Source organism: Paraburkholderia sp. C35, from assembly GCF_003121405.1.
Lineage (GTDB): Bacteria > Pseudomonadota > Gammaproteobacteria > Burkholderiales > Burkholderiaceae > Paraburkholderia.
Map to the genome: position 1 here is coordinate 1 of NZ_QBUY01000133.1, position 22096 is coordinate 22096.

Here is a 22096-nt window from a genome sequence, read left to right on the forward strand (position 1 = left end):
GTTCAGCGGCTTTCTTTTGCCTACTTTTCTTTGCCGCGGCAAAGAAAAGTAGGTGCTGCCCCGCACAGGGGCGACGCATGAAGCACCACTAACAAATCGCGGACGCCAGCAAAAGTAAAAAGCAAAAACAAAAACAAAAGAAGCGAACGCCAGCAAACGACAACAGCCAAATGCCAGAAAAAAACAAAAGCACTACCTTACCCTCGCCCAACCCTCCCAACTCGAGCCCGAGCCTCGCCAACAACTCTAGCAAGCGCATCCGGACTCATCCTCGCAGCCACGCCCCTCACATACTCATGATGCCTCGCATCAAGCACAGCCTCCAGATACTGCGCCTGCAAATACCGAATCAAAGCAATCCGCCGATGCCCAAGCGCAATACTCTGATCCAGCAACGCAACAGCAGCGTCAGCATCTCCAGCCGCATAAGCCAGCTTGACCAGTTCAGCAGTCCGCGCCCGAGTCATAGCGGCAAATCAGCCTAAAAAAGAACCCACACGATGCGCTTCAAAATCCCCGCGCGTCCAGTCGAGTTCGATCCCAATCCGCCGCGTACCTTCACGAATCTTCGGCTTATACAAAGCGAGGGTCACAGCATCCAGCGCCGGCCATTCTTCAAACGAAAGCTGAGCAATCTCGACCGCTAACGTCTCCAGCAACCGCGTATGCGGCTTAACCGAAAGAAACTCACTCACACGATTGCAATACCGCTCGTAATCGATCATTGCATGCGAACCCTCTTCCGAAGGCTCACAGCGATACGAAAGACTCGCATCGATCACAACCGGTTGCGGCGCAAGATGCTCGTGCGCATGAATCCCAATGCGCGTCGACACTACCAGCTCATCGATAAACACGCGCCAGCCCTTCCCCCTCGAAGAGGAAGAAGGCCGCACATACGCCGCTAACGGCTCCTCGAATGGCTTCACGACATCAGCGGCTCAGCCGCGTCGAGCATGATACGAACGAAGTAATCGGCAAAGCTGCGGCGCACGACGATCTCGTACGTATCGTCAGCAACCGGCACCAGCACGATCGACGCCTTGAAATAATGGCTCTGCGCACATTGCCCCGGCGCAAACATCCGAGGATGCAAATCCAGCGGACAACCACGTGCAATCACGTCACGCACTTTCTCGCCACTCACTTCGAGTACCGTCCAGCCGCTGCCGATATCCACCGCCGACGCAAACTGTCCTTGCAAAGCCTCGACCAGCTTGTCTTCAGCGACAGGCGCCTGCCCCTGCTGCGAACGCACCAGCCATTCATCCGGACCGAGCCACAGCACGTCATAACCATTTCCGCGCGCAACCGTATTCGGCTTCGCGGGCGGTCGGCAACCCGTCACGCTTTCAACTGCGGCCACGAACGCCGCATCACGCACATCGCCGCGCAGGTTCACGAGATCGCAAAACGCCTTCTCGCGCAGATGAAACTTCTTCGACGGCGCAGCCGTGTGCTTCTTCACCAGATCACCGACACCGACGAGCGGCGACTCCTGCCACGGTTGACCTGCCACCCGATTCGCGACAGCCGACGTTGCGCCCGGTGCATTGTTCCTTGCTTCATTCCACATGTTGACGCACTCCTTCGGTGTCGTAGAAAACGGGGCTGGCGATCTTCGCCGCGATCTGCTTGCCGCTTGCCAGCGGAATCGTCACGTTCTGCCCCATCTTGTTCAGGCCGCCCTTGACCACGGCGAGCGCAATCGAACGGTTCAGAATCGGGCTGTAGTAGCTCGACGTCACGTGTCCGAGCATCGGTGCCGTGTCGCCCTGGAACGGACCCGCGACAATCTGGCTGCCCTCGGGCAGCACGAAATTCGGATCCTCCGTGAGCAGACCGACGAACTGCTTGCGCCCTTCCTTCGCGGTATCCGAACGCGTCAGCGAACGGCGTCCCAGGAAGTCTTTCGACTTCGCGACCAGCCCGCCCATGCCGAGATCGTGCGGCGTGATCGAGCCGTCCGTGTCTTGCCCAACGATGATGTAGCCCTTCTCAGCGCGCAGCACGTGCATCGTTTCCGTGCCGTACGGCGTGATGTCGAACTCGGCGCCTGCAGCCATCAATGCTTCCCACACCGCGCGGCCCATGTTGGCCGGCACGTTCACTTCGTAGGCCAGTTCGCCCGAGAAGCTGATCCGCATCACGCGCGATTTCACGCCGGCCACCGTGCCGTTGCGATACGACATGAAGGGGAACGCTTCATTGGCGAAGTCGATGTCGCTGCACACCTTCTGCAGAACCTTGCGGCTCTTCGGGCCAACCACGGCGAACGTCGCCCAGTGATCCGTGACGGACGCGAGACGCACCTTCATATCGGGCCATTCCGTCTGCAGCCAGCGCTCCATCCACGTCAGTACCCGCGCTGCGCCGCCCGTCGTGGTCGTCATCATGTAGTGCTGATCGGCGAGGCGCACCGTCACGCCGTCGTCGAACACCATGCCGTTTTCGTCGAGCATCAGGCCGTAGCGGCACTTGCCGACTTCGAGCTTGCTCCACGGATTCGTGTACATCCAGTTCAGCAGCTTTGCTGCGTCCGGGCCCTGAATGTCGATCTTGCCGAGCGTCGATGCATCGAGAATGCCGACGCTGTTACGCACCGCCAGACATTCACGCTTCACAGCCGCATGCAGATCTTCGCCGCTCTTCGGGAAGTACCAGGGGCGCTTCCAGTTGCCGACGTCCTCGAACATCGCGCCGTTCTCGACGTGCCATTCATGCACGGCCGTCTTGCGAATCGGATCGAGCAGATCGCCGAGTTCGCGGCCTGCGAACGTGCCGAAAGTCACCGGCGTGTAGTTCGGTCGGAACGTCGTCGTGCCCGTTTCGGGAATCGTTTTGCCGAGCGCATCGGCGAGAATCGCCATGCCGTTGATATTGCCGAGCTTGCCCTGATCGGTGCCGAAGCCCATCGCCGTATAGCGCTTCACGTGCTCGACGGATTCGAAGCCTTCGCGCGCGGCAAGCAGAATGTCCGCCGCGGACACATCGTTCTGGAAGTCGACGAACTGCTTCGGCCCACGCGATGCTTCCGTGCGGCTGCCAACCAGCCACAGCGGTTGCAACGGCGACTCGGCAACGTCAGCAACCTGCGGCACTTGCGGACGCGTCACCGCGTAGCCAATCGACTTGACGGCTTCCATACCCGCATCGACTGCAAGACGCAGACCGCGCGCGAGGCTGAACTCACCTGCTGCTGCACCGACGCTCGTTTCCGGCTGCATGCCCTTGCCGGGCACGAAGCACACCTTGGTGTCGTTCCAGTGCGCCTTGCCGCCCGATTGCGCAAACAGGTGCAGCACCGGGCTGAAACCACCCGACATCGCGACGAGATCGCACGGCAGATCAGCCTGCTTTGCGCCCGTCTTGCCGTTCGCATACGCGACTACTTCGACGGAAGTCACACGCTGCTTGCCGTTCGCCGCCATCACAGCTGCGTTGTTGATGACCTTCACGCCGTGACGAAGCGCGGCTGCCTGCAATGCGCCGCTGCCCTTCGCACGCGGATCGACGATCGTGACGGCTGCACCGCACGCCTTCATATCGAGTGCACACTGATAACCGGCATCGTTGTTCGTGAACACGACGGCATTGCGGCCCGGCAACACGCCAAAGCGATGGATATACGTCGATACCGCCGACGCCATCATCACGCCCGGCAGATCGTTATTGCCGAACACGATGGGACGTTCATGCGCACCCGTCGCGAGAATCACGCGTTTCGCGCGGATCTTCCACAGCAATTCACGTGTGCCCTTGCGCATCGACACGGGCAGATGCTCGGTCAGACGCTGCGTCACCGTGACGAGATTGTGGTCCTGATAACCGAACGCCGTGCTGCGCGACAGGATCGTCACGTCGGGCATGCGCGAGAGTTCTGCTTCGATCTTCTCGACCCAGCTCAGCGCCGCGCGTCCGTCGATCTCCGTCTTGCACGACAGCAGGCTGCCGCCGAGTTCGCGTTGATCATCGACGAGAATCACGCGCGCGCCGCTCACAGCCGCTGCATGGGCTGCCGCCAGACCCGTCGGCCCACCACCGACCACCAGCACGTCGCAATGCGCAAAGCACTTGTCGTAGCGGTCGGCATCGCGCACTTCCGGCGACTTGCCGAGACCCGCTGCTTCACGAATCTTCTCTTCGTATTTCGGCCAGAACTTCGCCGGCCACATGAAGGTCTTGTAGTAGAAGCCCGCGGGCATGAAGCGCGCGAACTTCTGGTTGATCGCCATGCGGTCGTTTTCGAGGCTCGGCTCGGCGTTCACGCTGGTCGCAACGAGCCCTTGATACAACTCGATTTCCGTCGCGCGCGCATTCGGCACCGTGTATGCACCGCGCTCCAGTTGCACGACGGCATTCGGTTCCGCGACGTCAGCCGTGACGATGCCGCGCGGGCGGTGATACTTGAAGCTGCGCGCCACAAAGTGCACGCCGTTCGCGAGCAGCGCAGACGCCAGCGTGTCGCCCTGGAAGCCCTGATACGTGCGTCCATTGAACGTGAAGGTCAGCGGAATCGCGCGGTTGATGCGCCCACCGGCGCCGAGTCGGTTCTTCTGGCTCATTGCTTGTTGCCCTCGTTGACGTCGCCGGACGTGAGACCGTTTTTGAAGGTCTCGTAACCCTGAATCTGATAGCTGACGGTGTCGCGCGTCGCCATGAACCAGCGGCGGCAGCCCTGCGTATGCAGCCATTGCTCCTTGTGCACGCCACGCGGGTTCTTGCGCATGAACAGGTAGTCGCCCCACTCTTTGTCAGTGAGGTTGTCGGTATCGAGCGGACGCGCGATGTCGGCTTCACCACCGCAGTTGAATTCGGATTCGGCGCGCGGCCCGCACCACGGGCATTCGATCAGCAGCATGTTGGGTCTCCCTGTGGATTTAGTGGGCCACGGCAGCAGCGCCGTGTTCGTCGATCAGATGACCGGTGTAGAAGCGGTCCAGCGAGAACGGCGCATTCAGCGGATGCGGCTCGTCGTTCGCGATGGTGTGCGCGAACACCCAGCCCGAGCCCGGCGTCGCCTTGAAGCCGCCCGTGCCCCAACCGCAGTTGAAGTACAGACCCTTCACATCCGTCTTGCTGATGATCGGGCATGCATCCGGCGACACATCGACAATGCCGCCCCACTGACGGTTCATGCGCACGCGCGAGAACACCGGGAACATTTCGACGATCGCTTCGAGCGTGCCTTCGATAATGTTGAAACTGCCGCGCTGGCCAAAACCCGTGTACTGGTCGACGCCCGCACCGATCACGAGATCGCCCTTGTCGGACTGGCTGATGTACGCGTGCACCGCATTCGACATGATCACCGTGTTGACCACCGGCTTGATCGGCTCGGACACCAGCGCCTGCAACGGATGGCTTTCGAGCGGCAGACGTACGCCGGCCATGTCGGCGAGCGTGCTCGTGTTGCCTGCTGCGACGACGGCGACTTTCTTGGCCTTGATAAAGCCCTTCACTGTATCGACGCCTGTCACGCGGCCGCCGTCGCGGCGAATGCCCGTGACCTGGCAGTTCTGGATGATGTCGACACCCGCCTGGTCGGCGCCACGCGCAAAGCCCCATGCCACGGCATCGTGACGCGCCACACCCGCACGACGTTGAATCGACGCACCCAGTACCGGGTAACGGCTATTCAGATTGATCGTCGGTTCGATTTCCTTGATCTGCTCGGGCGTGAGGAATTCGGCATCGACACCATTGAGCCGGTTCGCGTTCACGCGACGCTCGGTATCGCGCACGTCCTGCAGCGTATGCGCGAGGTTCAACACGCCGCGCTGCGAGAACATCACGTTGTAGTTGAGGTCTTGCGACAGACCTTCCCACAGCTTCATCGCCTTCTCATACAGCGCCGCCGACTCGTCCCACAGATAGTTCGAGCGCACGATCGTCGTGTTACGCGCCGTATTGCCGCCGCCGATCCAGCCCTTCTCCAGGATCGCGACGTTCTTCACGCCGTGTTCCTTCGCAAGGTAGTACGCGGTCGCAAGACCGTGCCCGCCGCCGCCGACGATCACCACGTCGTATTCCTTCTTCGGTTCCGGGCTTCTCCATTGTCGCTCCCAGTTCTCGTGATACGACAACCCGTTGCGGAACAGACTGAAAATCGAATAGCGGCTCATCTTGCAGACCCCTTCGTCGTTGCCTTGCTGGTTTCCATTAACATTCGATGACGTTCACGGCGAGACCACCGCGTGACGTCTCCTTATATTTCGTTTTCATATCGGCGCCCGTTTCGCGCATCGTCTTGATGACGTTGTCGAGCGTCACGTAGTGCTGGCCGTCGCCCTTGAGCGCCATGCGCGAGGCGTTCAACGCCTTGATCGCGCCCATCGCGTTACGCTCGATGCACGGAATCTGCACGAGGCCGCCGACGGGGTCGCACGTCATGCCGAGGTTGTGTTCCATGCCGATCTCGGCGGCGTTCTCGACCTGGCTCGGCGTGCCGCCCATCACGGCGGCGAGCGCGGCTGCCGCCATCGAGCACGCGACGCCCACTTCGCCCTGGCAGCCCACTTCCGCGCCCGAGATCGACGCCGTTTCCTTGTAGATGATGCCGATGGCGGCCGCCGTCAGCAGGAAGTCGACGATGCCGTTGTCGTTCGAACCCGGCACGAACTTCACGTAGTAATGCAGCACGGCGGGAATCACGCCTGCCGCGCCATTGGTCGGTGCCGTCACGACGCGGCCGCCTGCCGCGTTCTCTTCGTTGACGGCCATCGCGTAGAGATTGACCCAGTCGAGCATCGACAGCGGATCGCGCAGCGATTCTTCCGAGCGCGAGCGCAGTTGCACCGTGAGATCGGCCGCGCGGCGCTTGACGCGCATCGGACCGGGCAGTTCGCCATGCATCTTGCAGCCGCGCTCGACGCACGCAGCCATCGTGCGCCAGATCGCCAGCAGCCCTTCGCGCACTTCTTCCGGCGAGCGCGACGCACATTCGTTCGCGAACGTCACCTGCGCGACGGAGAGGCCGCTTTCGCGGCACACGCGCATCAGGTCGTCGCCGGTGCGGAACGGATACGGCACTTCGCCGCCCGCGCGCACGCCGTTCACGCGGTCGCCTTCGCGGTTCACGACGAAGCCGCCGCCCACCGAGTAATACTCTTTCTCGACCAGCAACTGGCCGTTTTCATCGAATGCCTGGAAGCGCATGCCGTTCGGATGCACGACGCTGCCCGTGCCGCTCATCAGGCGACGGAAGAATGCGATGTGTTCTTTCTCTTCAAACGCGACTTCGTGCTTGCCGAGCAGCGACAGGCGCTTGCCCTTGCGGATGTCGGCGAGACGCGGTTCGATCAGATCGGGATCGATGGTGTCGGGCAGATGGCCTTCGAGGCCCAGCAGCACGGCCTTGTCCGTGCCGTGACCTTTGCCCGTCGCGCCGAGCGAGCCATACAGCTCGACTTTCACGCGACGCACGAAGGCGAGCAGATTCGCGTCTTCGATATGCGAAGCGAAGCGGCACGCGGCGATCATCGGGCCGACCGTGTGCGAGCTCGACGGGCCGATGCCGATCTTGAACAGGTCGAAAACGCTGACGTTCATGGAAACCTTGCTCAGTTGAGTGGGCGGATGCGCATCTTTTCCGCAGTGACGCCAGTACACCAAAGCGTAAAATCGGCAGATAGAACAAAAACGGCATCGACGTGGGATGGCGACGCCAGATCGCGCCCCAACTGCGTTTCTCTGCAATTCGGTGACGGAAAAACGCAAGTCCGAGCGTGGCGTGAATGGCTCGATCCCAAGCCAGATGGGGGTGAACACGCTTCGCTTCTGCGACAATCGGTGTCGGAAAAGGACAAGAGGCTCGAGCGCAAATCGGCGACGCTAGGGTTATCCCGCGTGCGCGCGCGTTTTTTTTGCTCTTTTCGCCTCTTCGTCGATTGAACCTGCAGGACCACTGCGCCACCGCGCCATGACCATCGCTGATTCGCTACCGCTGACTTCCATCGACGCGCTGCCCAAAGAGCGCATCCGTTTCGGCATCATCCTGCTGCCGAATTTCACGCTGACGGCCTTCTCAGGCTTCGTCGACATGCTGCGTCTGTCCGCCGACGAAGGCGACTACAGCAAGCCCGTGCGCTGTTCGTGGAGCGTGATCGGCGACACGCTTGCGCCCGTGCGCGCCAGTTGCGGCATCCAGATCACGCCGTGGGAAACCTTCGCCAATGCCGAGCCGTTCGACTATGTGGTCGTGGTCGGCGGGTTGCTGCACTCGGGGCCGCAAGCGAACGACGAGACCTTGCAGTTCATCCGTCATGCTGCGCGCGGCAATACGACGGTGGTCGGCATCTGCACGGGCGTGTTCGCGTTGATGCGCGCAGGCGTGCTCGATGAGCATCGCATCTGCGTGAGCTGGTTTCACTACTGGGATTTCGTCGAGCGATTTCCTTCCGTCAATCCCGATGCGCTGATCGCGGACCGGCTGTTCGTGATCGACCGTCGGCGGATTACGTGTTCGGGTGGACGGGCTTCGATCGATGTGGCCGCGGCCATTCTTCTGCGGCACTTCGAAACTGCCACTGTGCAGAAAGCGCTGCGCATTCTGCTGGTCGGCGAGATGCAGAAAGGCAACGCACCGCAGCCGCATCCACCGGGACTCGAACCGGCGACGCATCCCAAGGTCAAGCGCGCGATTCTGCTGATGGAGCAGCATGTCGGACGCACGTTGCCTCTGGAGGAGCTGGCTTGCAAGCTGGATCTTTCGCCGCGTCAGCTGGAGCGGTTGTTCAAGGCGGAGACGGGTAAGAGTCCGCAGGCATTTGCGAAGCAGGTGCGCTTGCGGACAGCGGCGTGGCTGCTGACGAGTTCGGATAGAACGGTCGCGGATATTGCGTCGAGTTGCGGGTTTTCTGATGCGTCACATCTTGGGCGCGAGTTCAGAAAAGAGTTTGGCATGCCGCCTGTGATGTTCAGGGAACAGCGTGGCGGGACGCCTGTTGAGGGTGATGCAGCGGCGGCTTATGAGGAGACGTTTCCGGGGCGGGTGGATGTGTTTTGAATCGATAGTATTCTCCGCTTTGACAAACCGATCGTCTCGATTACGAATTGAATAAATTGCCTAACCCGATCCAAAGCTCCCGGCAATTCATGCTCTACGTATCGAATGCTAATCGCATAATGGAATGTCGATTGATTTATTAGTTTTTTAAAACTCTTTTTTGATGTTTATTCATCCGGCTTTTTGTAGAATCGCTCGAGTTCATTGAGCCGATATACAAGAGGCATTATGGGGGCGCAAAACATTGCTGCGACTGTTTCGAATAGTCTCGTGCAACGCGATCGTTTGCTGAAGCTGGATACGCCCCTTGGCACCGACGTACTTGTGCCGCAACGCGTCATGGGGTGTTCACGCATTGGACGGCACTTCGAATTCACTGTCGATGTGATTTCGACTTCTTCCAGCATCGAACTGAAGAAGCTGATCTCGCAATCGGTCACGCTGTGGATCCAGCAACCCGATAAGTCCTATCTGCCTCATCACGGTTATGTCCACACCGCGCGCCGGTTGGGATCCGATAGCGCGCTAACCATCTTTCAGATCAGCTTTGCATCGTGGATGCATTTCCTGAAGTTCAGGCGTGATCAGCGCATCTGGCAAGATAAAAGCGCTGAGGAAATCCTCATCGATACTTTTAACGCCCATCCTCAAGCACAAGGGCAATTCCATTTTTCGCTTTCAAGGGCACTGCCGCCGCGCTCCTATTGCCGTCAGGATGAATACGACTGGAACTTCGTGCATCGACTGCTTGAGGCCGAAGGCTTGTACGGATTCTGGCGACAGGCGCAAGACGGTAAATCGCACACGTATGTCATCACCGATAGCCTGTCGACGCTCGACGCGATGTCACCGCAAACGGTACAGTTCTACCGCGCCGGAACCAACAGCGAAGCAGACGCGCTAACTCAGTGGTCGGGAACGCGCACGCTGCAGAGCACCTTGCTAAGCACGCGTACATTTGACTACAAAAGTCCTGCAACAGCCTACAACCCCAAGGGCACCAGCACCCCGACGATGCCCGATCAGGGCGGGTTGCCCTCGCAAACGGAAGTCTACGAATACACGGGCGCTTACACCTATGGCGAACAGAATCGCGGCGACGCGTTGTCACGTATTCGCATGGAGGAGTGGGAATCCCGCGCCAAGCGCTTTCATGGCGTAGGTGGCGTGCGCAGCATCGATGCGGGGCTGCGCTTCATTCTCGCGGGTCATGCGGACCACGACCGCGATGCGGCCAGTCAGCGTGAGTTTGCCGTAATTGAAACCCGGTGGACGATCGAAAACAACCTGCCCATCGGCACGAACGCGCCCGTATTTCCTCACAGTCTCCGCCATGCGGTGGACGCTAACCGGGTGCCGCAAGAAGGTGCAAGTCCATTTATCGTGCATGCCGCTGATGGATCGGAAGGCTTCTATCGTATCGATATCGAAGCGCAACGCACGACCGTGCCTTACCGCAGCCCATTCGAGCACCACAAGCCGGAAGTGCAGATGGAGTCGGCGATCGTGGTCGGACCACAAGGCGAAGAGGTCTACACGGACGCGCTGAACCGCATCAAGGTGCACTTCGTCTGGGATCGGCTCAATAGCAACGATGAGCGTGCGTCGTGCTGGGTGCGCATCGCGCAGTCGGATGCGGGGAGCGGATATGGGGGCGTGCATCTGCCGCGTGTTGGCGAGGAGGTGCTGATCGCCTACATCGATGGCGATTGCGATCGACCCATCGCGGTTGGACGCGTTCATAACGCAGCAAACACGCCTCAATGGCACTCTAATGGTCTGATATCCGGGTATCGCTCGAAGGAGTTTGGCGGCGACGGCTACAACCAACTGGTCCTGGACGACGCAACTGCTCAGAATCGCGTGCAACTCTATAGCACCAGCGCGAATTCGTCCCTACACCTTGGCTATCTGATTGCTCAGAATGGCAACACGCGTGGAGCGTATCTGGGCAGCGGCTTCGATCTTGGCAGTAACGAATACGGAGCGGTTCGGGCCGCGAAAGGCCTCTATCTGAGTACGTATCCAAACGCGTCAGTCAGCCAGCAAATGGACACGACAGACGCCCATCAGCAACTCGCGAATTCCGTAACCGTAATCGACGCCATGTCGATCGCGAGCGAAGCGCATCAGGCGGAAAGCCTGGAGGATGGCTCGTCCTCACTGAAGATATTCGCCGACGCGACACAGGATAGCGTGACGGGATCGTCATCGGACGGACAGATAGCAGGAGGCGGCAAGGCGAACGCGTTCAAGCAGCCAGTGATGTTACTGGGGAGCCCGGCAGGAATCGGCATATCGTCACAGCAGTCGATACATGTGTCGGCGCAACAACAGATCAACCTTGTCAGTGAACAAAGCACACATGTCGCCGTCGGAAAGTCACTTGTCGCAAGCGTCGCTGAGAAAATCAGCCTGTTTGCGCAGAATGCTGGTGTGAAACTGTTAGCGGCGCGGGGAAAGGTCGAAGTCCAGGCGCATGCGGACAACATTGAATTGACCGCGCAAAAAAGCTTTAAGTTATTGTCAGCGACAGAAAACATCGACGCGACCGCAAAACAGGAGATTTTTCTCACATCAGGCGGTGCATACATCCGGATCAGGGGCGGCAACATCGAAATGCATGCGCCTGGAAAAATCGACATCAAGGGCGCACAGCACGCATTCTCTGGCCCCACGTCCCTGCCGGAACAGATGAATACGTGGCCCGATATGCCCTATGACGAACAATTTATTCTTCGCCATCAGGCGACGGGCGCGCCCATGGCCAACAGACGTTTCCAGATTACGCGCGGCGACGGCACGATCATATTTGGGCGCACCGATGCCGACGGGCGGACAGGCATCCAGAAAAGCTCATCGCTAGAAAAACTCGTACTCAAATTTTTACCCGAGGGCGACTGATGGCAAATCCGAATCGAATCTTGATGCACTATCACGACGAGGATGGCTTGCCATGCTGGACATCGGAGACCTCTCCCGTTAGCAACACGGCAAGATCTGAGTGTCTGGTTCCGCCCGACCGTATCATTCCCGTGGTCTTTGTTCCGGGCATCATGGGCTCGAATCTGAAGGCCATTGATACGTCGAAAGCACAAAATGTTTCGAACGTATGGCGGCCCGACTCCAAGTCCGCGGTCGTCAAAACGATCACACTGAGTCCGGCCGACCGCCAGGTGGTATTCAACCCATCTAATGTCAAGGTGGATGGCGATCTTGTCGTAAAAGGAGAACGGGTGACCAATGCGACAAATGGATTCAGCGACGCACTGCTGAAAACGCGCGGTTGGGGTACTGTCTATTGGCAAAGCTATGGTCCATTTCTCGAATACCTTGAAACGGAACTGAACAATATCCAGAAATGGAGTTCCGCATTTGGAAAAGCCTTGCCCGAGGCCACGTGGCTGCCCTTCGCCGGTGACGGCATCGACGTAGAAAGTGCTGGCAAGGTTCAGACGCTCAAACTCAATGCGAATGAACTCACGCAAGCTGCCGCCTACTGGTTTCCGGTCCATGCCGTTGGATATAACTGGCTTCAGTCCAATGAAATTTCTGGCAAAGACTTAGCTAACGAAATCGACAAGATCCTTGCTCACTATCGAGGGAAATGGGGAAGCAAAGCCGTCGGAAAAGTCATCGTGGTAACCCACTCGATGGGCGGTCTCGTTGCGAGAGCAGCCGTGCATCCGGAAATGGGAAAAGCGCAGGACAAGGTGCTCGGGATTTTGCACGGCGCAATGCCTGCCTTAGGCGCACCCGCCGCCTACAAACGTATGAAGGCTGGAAACGAGCGGGCAGGAATATCGCCCGTTGGATTTGCAACATGGATGTTTCTTGGCGCGTATGGTTGGGACGTGACGCCTGTGTTAGGACAGGCGCCCGGCGGCTTACAATTGCTGCCGAACCAGAACTATCCAAACGGCTGGTTGACTGTGAAAGTCAATAGCGAGGTCTACAAAATCACTGGCAATCCCTATTCGACCATTTACTCTGAAAAGGTCAAATGGTGGAGACTCGTGAATCCTGTCTGGCTGAATCCGGCAAAGATAGGGGGTATCGCAGGCTCGACTGCACGATCGAATCCGGCGGCAAGCGATGAATTCGCATGGGCAAAATATATGACTTGCCTAAAGAGCGCCGAAAGGTTTCATGGAACACTCCAGAATACCTACCATCCGTTGTCTTACTCGTTCTACGGCAATGATCCTGTCCATAGTTCGTGGGGAAGGATTCAATGGAAAATCGGCAATGAGCGCTTTGCTATGCGCGGTCCTATGGCCGTATTTGACACGGACAAGGAACTGCGAGCACTGGCTCTAACGGGTGTTCCAGGTAAAGAAGATGGAGCGGGAACGGTGGAAGTGAGCGTCAACGCTTCGTGGATGGGCGACCTGCATGAACGTTTTGAGATCCAGTCACCTTCTTCATCTGGCGATGGTACTGTCCCCCATGAATCGGGCGCTGCGCCGGGCGCGACAGGTGGCGCACACGAGCAGTTCTCGCTTACGGGCTTCGATCATCAAGGCGCGTATATGCCAGCAGTCAAAGATGTGATGGCGATATCTCGATATGCGATCGTCAAGATTGCCCAGAAAGCCGATTGGGGAAACCCATGATCCGATCAGCCTTATCGATTGCGCTACCAATCGTCTTTCTGCTTTCGTCATTACCAGCTTGCACCAGCCGACAGGATACCGCCATGAGTCAATCGCACACCGCATCGGATGGCGAGCCCGCCAAGACCCTATGTGTCGGCCGATACACGGTCGACCTTCCGCAATCAGCGACCAATGTACGTCTTGCACAAAGTTTCCGGGGCGTCGATATCGACGTGATCCATCCCGCAACGAACGCAGCGCTTGATGAGGCGTTGAAACGCAAACTGGCCGAAGAAGAAAAACAGGTCGGCGCTGCGCCAACCCTCGTATCGGCTCATACCGGAAACAAGGACGACTCCGTTCAGATCTGGCGAAGCGGCGACAATCTGTATTGGGTGCACGGCCTGCTGCTCAAGCAGGACACCGGGTTTCTGTTCAGTGCGGGGGTGACAGGCGAGTCGCTGCAGGAGGCCAAAACGGTGATCGGCGAGCTCGCACAGACTATCCAGTTGCGCGACATATCAGCCGTTCCCGCACAACCAGGGTTCTGTATTGAAAGAGGATTTATTCCCGGCGGATATGCCGGCGGGGAAACCGCTACGCTGGCCGCCGAATTTCCGGCGCGTGATGCTTCGCTGCTGGTATCGACCAACTCTGAGGCTCAGAATATCGGGGGCAGCCTGCTCAAGCGCTTGACCAGCCTGCCCGTTCCGCTTGCGAATCTGCTATCCAGCGATACTGAAATATTGCGCCGTGGCGAAAAGACCGTAGCGGGAAGAACAGGCGACGAATATGCATACGTCGTCAAAGACTCGAAAGATGTATCGTTTGAGTGGAACGCGCAGACGGGAGACAATCACGCCAGTGAACCCTCGATGAAAATCACCATGGACACAGGCTCCGCCGTTTCCCTCGACGGCCGCAGCGCATTAATCGGTTTATGGGAAGGCCTACTGACGTCCGTCAAGCTCCGTTGAACAGCACACCATAAAAAAGGCGAAGAAGTCGCTGTTTTCGCCTTCTAAAACCGCCGCAAGTGCATCCAGGCGCATGAAGTACACAAGCCGTCTCTATTTCATAAGGTCTGCCAGGCCCGCTACTGCCCCGCATACCCCACCGGCGCCGTGTACTTCCCAGCAAACGCATTCGCATTCGTCGACACCACATAAATCGGCGATTCGGTGAGCGTGAGATTCACCACACCATTCGTATAAGCCACAGACGTGGGATTCCCCATCATATCGATCACCGTCACCTTGCCACTCACGCCCGCCGAATCCACCGTCAGCGCATAACTCGTGCTGGAAGTCGAACTGTAAGTACCCGACGACGTCGGCCAGTTCGCGTTGTTATGCGTCCATAGCGCCGTGATGACAGAGCCGTTGTTCAGTTGCTGGAACGCGTAGCCATACACCATCGACGGCAAGCCGTTCAGACGTCCCAATGTCTGTGTGCCGTCGATCACACGCGTCAGCGCGGCAAACGCCAGTGCCACCGGTTTAGGACTGAGCGTAGTCGCACCATACTGCCCTTGCGGATCGACGATATCGAAGAAGGTGCCTTCGCCGACATCGACGGGATAGTCCGGCCCATAGAAGAAGTACGTAACCTGTGCGCCCTCGCCGAGAATGATCAGATGCGCACGCAATGCCACGGCAGCCTGTCCATAGAGTTGATTCGCCGGCGGATAGCTCGCGCCATATGCCGCGCCCGCATCGTAGCTGATGCCGAGTTCGGTCATCCATAGCCGCATGTTCGGCTTGACCGTCTGCATTTGCGCGCGCAACGAACGCATCATCTGATCGAGTGCATTCGCGGCATTGGCCGGGTTGGGATCGGTGTCGTACTGCTCCGGCGGATGCGCGGGATAGGTGCCCGCGTTGTAATAGCCGTGCGTGGTGACGCCATCGAGATAATTGCCGATGCCGAGCGGTCCATACGTGGCGAGATAACCCTGCGTGCACTGCGTCGAGCAATTGGCAGGAAACACATTCGTCGTGCCCATCACGACAGCATTCGGATCAGTCGAATGCAATCCGTTGTACACGGCGGCGTACATGGCGATGAAGTTGGCCGTCGAATCCACCCATTGCGGCTCCCACGTCACCTGATAGTAGTTGTTCTGCTGACTCGGGAAATACGCCTTTCTGATTGCGTTGCTGTCGCTGCCCACACGCGCCATGTAGTTCTGGTAGTAGCTGAGATTGGTCGGCGCGTTGGTGTCGTCCTGAAAGCCGCCTGTCGGGCTGGCCCATGCAGGAATGCCGTCGAGCCGTATCAGCCGCATGATCTTGCCATTCGTGTAGAACCGATCGACATCCGATAGCGACGGTGTCCATGTGTTCGCGCCGCCGGGTTCCATCGCGGACAGTTCGCGATCGTCGATCGTCTGCGATATGCCGAGCGCCGTCAGCATCGGCCCGTTGTCGTTGAAGCCGTGCATGCCGAAGCGGTGTTGATCCTGGCGCGCATAACTGACGGCGGGAATCGTGCTGGACAGGTTTGGCAATACGCCGAAGGTCGCAATGCCTGCGGGACGCGTGCCCGCTTGAGGCAACGTGCCGCCCGCGCGCGACAGCGTCGCCGTGATCGCGAAGTACCCCGCCACCGATGACGTGCACGACAGTGTGCTTGTCCGCGTACCACTCGATACGGCAAACGCGCCGCCGCCCTTGATGTTGCCGAGCTGATCCTGCATCGACCAGATGACGGTATCGGCGGAAGTCGCGGCCGTCACGAACGATACCTGGAATGCGCTGCCCTGGGTGAACAGGCGCGTGCCATTGCTGCTCGGCGTATCGGCAGTGATCAGGCCGTTTGAAGTGCCGCCTGACGCTGACGTCGCGGTGCCACAGGAGATGGCTGTGGGCGTTGGCGTTGGCGTTGGCGTCGGCGTCGGCGTCGGCGTCGGCGTCCCCGAAGTCGTCCCTGCCGGAATCCAGCAGTACTTCCCAAATCCGTAATCCGGATCGGTGCCGAATGCCGCGTTCGAACAAGCCGTGCCGTTCGTAAAGACCTTCGACACATTGTTCGCAGTCGTACTCCCGCCATACAGCACGGTCTTCGTACCAGAGAACGCGCAAAAACCATTTTCAACGGCACATTGCGTCCACGAACCCGACGGCGAAGGTGCAGGCGTTGGCGTTGGAGTCGGCGTGGGTGTAGGCGTCGGAGTCGGAGTGGGCGTCGCTGCCGTACTCGCGTACCAGCAACTCTTCCCATACCCAAACGCGGGATCGGTTTGAGACACAGCGCCCGTCGAGCACTGCACGCCGTTCGTAAACGGCCCGTTGATATCGTATTGAAGTGTCGGCGACGTCGTGCCATACACCACGCGCGCCGAACCACTAAATGAGCAGTACTGGTTTTCCGACGCGCAATACGTGTAAGTGGTCCCGCTGATCGTGAGCGAGCTTTGAGCGTGGGCAGCACTGGCCAGCATGCCGCTCACGCGCGCAAACATGAGTAGCGCACGTTTCATGAGAGACTCCGCGATGGATGCGTCGGAAGCCCTGGCGCGTATCGTTCGCGCTAAGGTTCAAGGCGTGATCACTGCCGATCTGCTCGTAAAACTACGTGCTAGTAAACGCGTTTTATCCCCCCGCTGCCGGACAACAAAAAGCAGTTATCGGAAAATATGACTTAAATGTGCACCTAATGCGTAAAGTTTGCTAACGCGTTGCGGGTCCAATTCGAGTGCCTGAAAAAGAAAAAGGGCGAAGAGGTTGCCCTCTTCGCCCTGCTGTCACAGATGGTACGTTCGGCTTACGACTCTTCCGACCACACCATGTTTTCGCGCGCCATCATCGCTGTCGATGCACCCGGCCCAAACGTCCCAGCCGTATAGCCGCGCGGCTTGTCGCCACTGCGCTTCCATGCATCGATAATCGGATCGACCCACGTCCACGCCGCTTCGAGTTCATCGCGGCGCATGAAGTGTGTGAGCCTGCCGCGCACCACATCGATCAGCAGACGCTCATACGCTTCCGCACGACGGCTCGTGAAGGCCTGCTCGAGATCGAGGTTCAGATTCACCGGCAAGGTACGCATGCCGCTGCCCGGTTCTTTCGCGAGCATCTGCAACTGGATCGATTCGTTCGGCTGCAACTGGATCACAAGCCGGTTGCCGCAATTACGCGGACCGCACGGACTGTTCGGCATGATCGAAAACGGCATGTCGGCAAACTCGATCACGATCTCCGACAGCTTCTTCGCCATCCGCTTGCCCGTGCGCAAATAGAACGGCACGTTGGCCCAGCGCCAGTTGTTGATATGCGCGCGCAACGCGACGAAGGTTTCGGCGCGGCTATCGGGCGGCACGTTCGCCTCTTCCAGATAACCCTTCACCGGCTCGCCGTTGACGGCACCCGCCGTGTACTGCCCGCGCACTGTGTCGCGGGAAATATCTTCGGCTGTCATCGGACGCAGCGAACGCAGCACCTTGAGCTTTTCGTCGCGCACGGCATCGGCGTCGAGCGAAACAGGCGGCTCCATCGCAACGATGCACAGCAGCTGCAGCAAGTGGTTCTGCACCATGTCGCGCATTGCGCCCGTGTGATCGTAGAAACCGGCACGCGTGCCCACGCCGACCGACTCGGCCACTGTGATCTGCACGCTGCGGATATACGGTGCCTGCCACAGCGGCCCGAAGATCGCGTTGCCGAAGCGCAGCACCATCAGGTTCTGCACCGTTTCCTTGCCCAGATAATGGTCGATCCGGTAAATCTGATGCTCGGAGAAATGCCGGCCGACGGAATCGTTGATTGCCTGCGCCGATGCCAGATCGTGACCGAGCGGCTTTTCGAGCACGACGCGCGAAAACTCGTCGAGCAATCCATGCGAAGACAGGTTGTCGCAGATCGTCGTGAACAGTTCCGGCGAGGTCGACAGATAGAACACGCGCAGCGCATTCGGGCGCGATGCTTCGGCGAGCCGCTCGTAATCGGCGGGCTGATCGACGTCGACGCGCACGTATTCGAACAGCGACAGAAAGCGGTCCCATGCGGCCGATTCGTACGCGCCGGATTCGATGAAAGGACGGCTCTGATCGTCCATCCATTTGAGGTAATCGTCACGCTGCCATTCGCGGCGGCCGATCGCGAGAATGCGCGTTTCGGCGGGCAGATTGCCGTGCGTGTGCGCCATATAGAGCGCGGGCAGCAGCTTGCGGGCTGACAGATCGCCGGCGCCGCCGAAGATGATCATGTCGAGCGGGCGGTCCGGCGAAGCAGGAGCGGTGGAAGTCGTCATAGCGCGGTCGCAAAAATTAACTGCTGGGAGAAACGCAAGCCCGTCCCGGCCAACCTGAGACAACCTTTCAGACAGCGCTGAAATCGGGCTGGCTTGCGCGAAACGCCTATGTTGCAACGTTTTAGGATTGTTTGCACGCTTGCTGTCGTGACACTGAACGGACGTTCGTTCCGCTTCCCGGTCCGCTTGCCTGTCTTATCCCACTTGCTGAAGGCGCCCGCGCCCTGCACCTGCGCTCAAGCCGCGTTCAATGCCTCACGTGCCACGCGCCCCGCCGCCAGATCCCACGCTGCGCAGCCAACGGTCTTGAAGACAATCGGCGTATCGGACGAAGGCGGGTTGAGCAACGCGTCCTTGATACCCGTCACCGTCGACCAGTCGATGCCCGCCTGGATAAAGTCGCCCGCTTCGTGTTTCGCACCCGCCAGATCGTCGACGAACAGCGCGCGGCCCGCGAGCGTACGCGCGCCGAGCTCGCACATCTGCGGCGTGAACGCACCGACGCCGATCACAAGCCGCCCTGCGCGCGGCGCTTCATCGTAGACGGCCTGGCGGCTCGTCGTCAGCGTGATGACGGTATCGATGGAATCGGGAATGGCCGGGGCCGCCAATGGCTGCAGATTGCGCACCGTACCGCGTTGCGCATCGCAGAACGCCTGGGCGCGTGCCGCCGACGTGCCGCGCACCTGCACGCGCGCATCCGGATACAGTTCGCCGATTGCCTGCAAATGACTCGCCGCCTGCGTACCCGTGCCGATCAGCAGGATCTCGCGCGGTACGCTGCGTGCGAGCGTCTCGATGCCGAGCATCGTCATCGCAGCCGTACGGCGTCCCGTGACAGTCGGTCCATCGAGAATGAACAGCGTCTTGCCCGTGTCGGGATCGAAGGCCATCACCTGACCGTGGATAGTCGGCAGTGCGCGTTCGCCGGTGCGCGGACAGACATTGACGAGTTTGTGAATGGCGAGATCGGCGGCCGCTGCGGGCATCGACAGCATGATGCCGTTGTCGTTCAACGGCACGACCAGCCGTTCCGGGCTCGCGACGCGCCCGGCGGCGTAATCGGCGGTGGCCGGCTTCAACGCGTCCACCAGGGCGCGAAACGGAATCAGGCGCGCCGTGCCGGCGGCGTCGAAACTCGGCGTGCTGCTCATCTCGGGGTTGCTCCTTTGCGCGCTCAGCGCACCAGAAAACCGTAAGTCAGCGGATCGCGCTCATCGACGATCCAGTTTGCGAAACCGCAGATATGCGCGTCGCCTTCGATCTCGGGTATCACGGCGTCGAAGCGATCGAGCTTCGTCTCGGACAGCACCCGTCCGCGAAACACCGTGCCGATGATCGACTCGTTGACGAGCGTGTCGTCCTTGCCCAGCTGGCCGCGCAGATACAGTTGCGCGACGCGCCCGGCCGTTCCGGAGCCAGTCGGCGAGCGATCCACTTCGCGGTCGGCGAACACGCAGCAGTTGGCCTGCGTCGAGCCGGCATGACGCGGCGCGTTGTCGATGATCGTGCCGTAGATGTGATTGATCTCGGGGATATGCGGGTGTTCAACCTTGAAGGCTTCGTTCGCCGCGCGTTTAACTTCGGCGCCGAACTGGATCAGCCGGTCCACCTGGTCTTCGCGCACGTCGAGACCGAATGGTTCGCCCGACGTATAGAAATAGAACGCGCCGCCGAACGCGATATCGCCGCGCACGGTGCCGAAGCTCGGCGTCTCGACGCTCACGTCGCGCTGCCAGATGAACGAAGGCACGTTGACGAAGCGCACACTGCCCGCGTGATCGCCGTCCCATTCGACGAACGCTTCGATGAAACCGCACGGCGCGTCGATACCCACGCGCGTCTCCGGCTCAGTGCGTTCGACCCAGCCGAGCGCGACAGCCGTGGTGGCGAGCGCGATCACGCCGTGGCCGCAGTGGTCGCTATAGCCTTCGTTGTGCACGAAGATGATGCCGAAGTCCGCGCCTTCGGTGACGGGATCGGTGAGATAGCCGCCGTACATGTCGGCGTGGCCGCGCGGCTCCAGCATCAGTGCGCGACGCAGGTGGTCCGCATGTTCCTTTAGCCAGGCACGCCGCTCGACGATGGTCTTGCCGTGAATCTTCGGCAGCCCGCTGGTGACGATGCGAAACGGCTCGCCGCCCGTATGCACTTCAACCGTGCTGATCACGCGATTCAGCTTCATGATGCCTTCGTTCCTTGCCCGGTACGTTGCATGTCCGACATGTTGTCTCACTCCATCATCTTTGTCTTATACTGGATCGAAATGTAGACCAGCTTTGGTTGTCCATCAACCAGTTTCAAAATAACCGAGCCAAACTGGTCTGAAACTGGCCCACATTACGCGAACTCCGCTTCTACGGTATGCATTTATGGCCTTGACCTCACTGGCACTCGAACGCGCCTTTCGCCCGAAGCAGATTTACGAGCAGGTGGCGGAGCGCATGCGCGGCGACATCCGCAGCGGGCAATTTGCGCCCGAGGCCCGGTTGCCATCCGAGCGCGATCTGGCGGCGCGGTTTGGCGTCGGCAGGCCGGCCGTGCGGGAGGCGCTCGGCGCGTTGCAGAACGAAGGGCTGGTGGTAACGCGGCGCAATTCCGGCACGTATGTGTGCGTGGATGCGTTGCAGCGGCTGTCTGCTGCGCCTGCTGCGGGTGAGCTACCGGGCGATGCCGATATCAGCCCGACTTCGGCGCTCGATGTGCGCCTGATACTCGAGCCGGCGATTGCGCGGCGCGCGGCCGCGCATGCGGCGCGGGACGAGCTTGCCGAGCATTATCTTGCGCAGATGGATTCGATTACTGACGTGTCAGATGCTGTTCAGCGGGCGCTGTGGAACGATAGCGACCGGTTGTTTCATCGGCAGCTTGCCGTGATGACGGGCGATGCCCTGCTGGTCAAGATCGCCGATGAAGTGGCCAAGGCGATGGATCAGCCGCTGTGGAAACGTCTCAAGGACGATGGGATTCATGATCCTGGGCGGATCAGGCTTTATGTTGCCGAGCATCGTTTGATCTATGAAGCTATTGTTAATGGCGATGCTGATGTGGCTGCTTTTTATGTTGAGCAGCATATTGTTAGGGTGCGGCGCGATATTGCGCCTAGGTGAGGTTTGGTTTTGGTTTTGGTTTTGGTTTTGGTTTTGGTTTTGGTTTTGGTTTTGGTTTTGGTTTTGCCTTTGCCTTTGCTTTTGCTGGCATCCGCGTATTGGTGTTTGTGCTGCATGCGTCGCGCGTGTGA

Annotated in this window: 17 protein-coding genes; 6 read left to right on the top strand and 11 right to left on the bottom strand. The window is 59.5% G+C overall.

What is annotated here, in order from left to right; genetic code table 11:
- Positions 1-197: 197 nt before the first annotated feature.
- Genes DK391_RS45510 through DK391_RS39655 form a run of 7 tightly spaced genes read right to left on the bottom strand, consistent with a single transcriptional unit; the run spans position 198 to position 7551 of the window.
- Positions 198-467 (bottom strand): hypothetical protein, encoded by a 270-nt coding sequence (locus DK391_RS45510; protein WP_109483453.1) that lies wholly within the window; start codon positions 465-467, stop codon positions 198-200.
- 9 nt (positions 468-476) lie between these two features.
- The gene (locus tag DK391_RS39630; RefSeq protein ID WP_109483454.1) at positions 477-929 is read right to left on the bottom strand and encodes a dihydroneopterin aldolase; all 453 of its coding nucleotides are present in this window, start codon (positions 927-929) and stop codon (positions 477-479) included.
- Positions 926-1576 carry a sarcosine oxidase subunit gamma gene (locus DK391_RS39635; RefSeq protein WP_109483455.1) on the bottom strand — a complete coding sequence of 217 codons (651 nt, stop codon included), beginning with the start codon at positions 1574-1576 and terminating at the stop codon, positions 926-928. Before DK391_RS39635 ends, DK391_RS39630 begins: the two co-directional genes overlap by 4 nt.
- Positions 1566-4565 (bottom strand): sarcosine oxidase subunit alpha family protein, encoded by a 3000-nt coding sequence (locus DK391_RS39640; protein WP_109483456.1) that lies wholly within the window; start codon positions 4563-4565, stop codon positions 1566-1568. The genes DK391_RS39635 and DK391_RS39640 overlap by 11 nt, the downstream gene beginning before the upstream one ends.
- Positions 4562-4861 (bottom strand): sarcosine oxidase subunit delta, encoded by a 300-nt coding sequence (locus DK391_RS39645; protein WP_109483457.1) that lies wholly within the window; start codon positions 4859-4861, stop codon positions 4562-4564. Before DK391_RS39645 ends, DK391_RS39640 begins: the two co-directional genes overlap by 4 nt.
- Positions 4862-4880: 19 nt before the next feature.
- Positions 4881-6125: a sarcosine oxidase subunit beta family protein gene (locus DK391_RS39650; RefSeq protein ID WP_109483458.1), complete on the bottom strand. Its 1245-nt coding sequence runs from the start codon at positions 6123-6125 to the stop codon at positions 4881-4883.
- Positions 6126-6162: 37 nt separating this feature from the next.
- Positions 6163-7551: an L-serine ammonia-lyase gene (locus DK391_RS39655; protein ID WP_109483459.1), complete on the bottom strand. Its 1389-nt coding sequence runs from the start codon at positions 7549-7551 to the stop codon at positions 6163-6165.
- 370 nt (positions 7552-7921) lie between these two features.
- On the opposite strand from DK391_RS39655, the gene DK391_RS39660 reads away from it, so the two are divergent.
- The 4 genes from DK391_RS39660 (at position 7922) to DK391_RS39675 (ending at position 14582) form a co-directional block, all read left to right on the top strand.
- Positions 7922-9007 (top strand): GlxA family transcriptional regulator, encoded by a 1086-nt coding sequence (locus DK391_RS39660; RefSeq protein ID WP_109483460.1) that lies wholly within the window; start codon positions 7922-7924, stop codon positions 9005-9007.
- Between the two features lie 228 nt (positions 9008-9235).
- Entirely contained in the window at positions 9236-11911 is a 2676-nt protein-coding gene (locus DK391_RS39665) for a type VI secretion system tip protein VgrG (RefSeq protein ID WP_109483461.1), read from the top strand.
- On the top strand, positions 11911-13623 hold the full coding sequence (locus DK391_RS39670; protein ID WP_109483462.1) for a hypothetical protein: 1713 nt from the start codon (positions 11911-11913) through the stop codon (positions 13621-13623). Before DK391_RS39665 ends, DK391_RS39670 begins: the two co-directional genes overlap by 1 nt.
- 83 nt (positions 13624-13706) lie before the next feature.
- On the top strand, positions 13707-14582 hold the full coding sequence (locus DK391_RS39675; RefSeq protein ID WP_109483463.1) for a T6SS immunity protein Tli4 family protein: 876 nt from the start codon (positions 13707-13709) through the stop codon (positions 14580-14582).
- Between the two features lie 119 nt (positions 14583-14701).
- Here DK391_RS39675 and DK391_RS39680 read toward each other — a convergent pair whose 3' ends face one another.
- The 4 genes from DK391_RS39680 to lhpH form a co-directional block, all read right to left on the bottom strand.
- The gene (locus tag DK391_RS39680) at positions 14702-17086 is read right to left on the bottom strand and encodes a hypothetical protein (protein ID WP_239483082.1); all 2385 of its coding nucleotides are present in this window, start codon (positions 17084-17086) and stop codon (positions 14702-14704) included.
- Positions 17087-17370: 284 nt separating this feature from the next.
- Positions 17371-18855, bottom strand: a complete 1485-nt coding sequence (zwf, locus tag DK391_RS39695) for a glucose-6-phosphate dehydrogenase (protein ID WP_109483467.1) — start codon at positions 18853-18855, stop codon at positions 17371-17373.
- A 236-nt stretch (positions 18856-19091) separates the two neighbouring features.
- Complete coding sequence (lhpI, locus tag DK391_RS39700) at positions 19092-20009, bottom strand: bifunctional Delta(1)-pyrroline-2-carboxylate/Delta(1)-piperideine-2-carboxylate reductase (RefSeq protein WP_109483468.1); 918 nt, start codon at positions 20007-20009, stop codon at positions 19092-19094.
- A 23-nt stretch (positions 20010-20032) separates the two neighbouring features.
- Positions 20033-21040, bottom strand: coding sequence for a trans-3-hydroxy-L-proline dehydratase (gene lhpH, locus DK391_RS39705; protein WP_109483469.1), 1008 nt, complete (start codon positions 21038-21040; stop codon positions 20033-20035).
- A gap of 187 nt (positions 21041-21227) precedes the next feature.
- Between lhpH and DK391_RS39710 the strand changes: the two genes are divergently transcribed.
- Positions 21228-21965, top strand: a complete 738-nt coding sequence (locus DK391_RS39710) for a GntR family transcriptional regulator (protein WP_109483470.1) — start codon at positions 21228-21230, stop codon at positions 21963-21965.
- Positions 21962-22096, top strand: coding sequence for a hypothetical protein (locus tag DK391_RS45665; protein WP_275426848.1), 135 nt, complete (start codon positions 21962-21964; stop codon positions 22094-22096). The genes DK391_RS39710 and DK391_RS45665 overlap by 4 nt, the downstream gene beginning before the upstream one ends.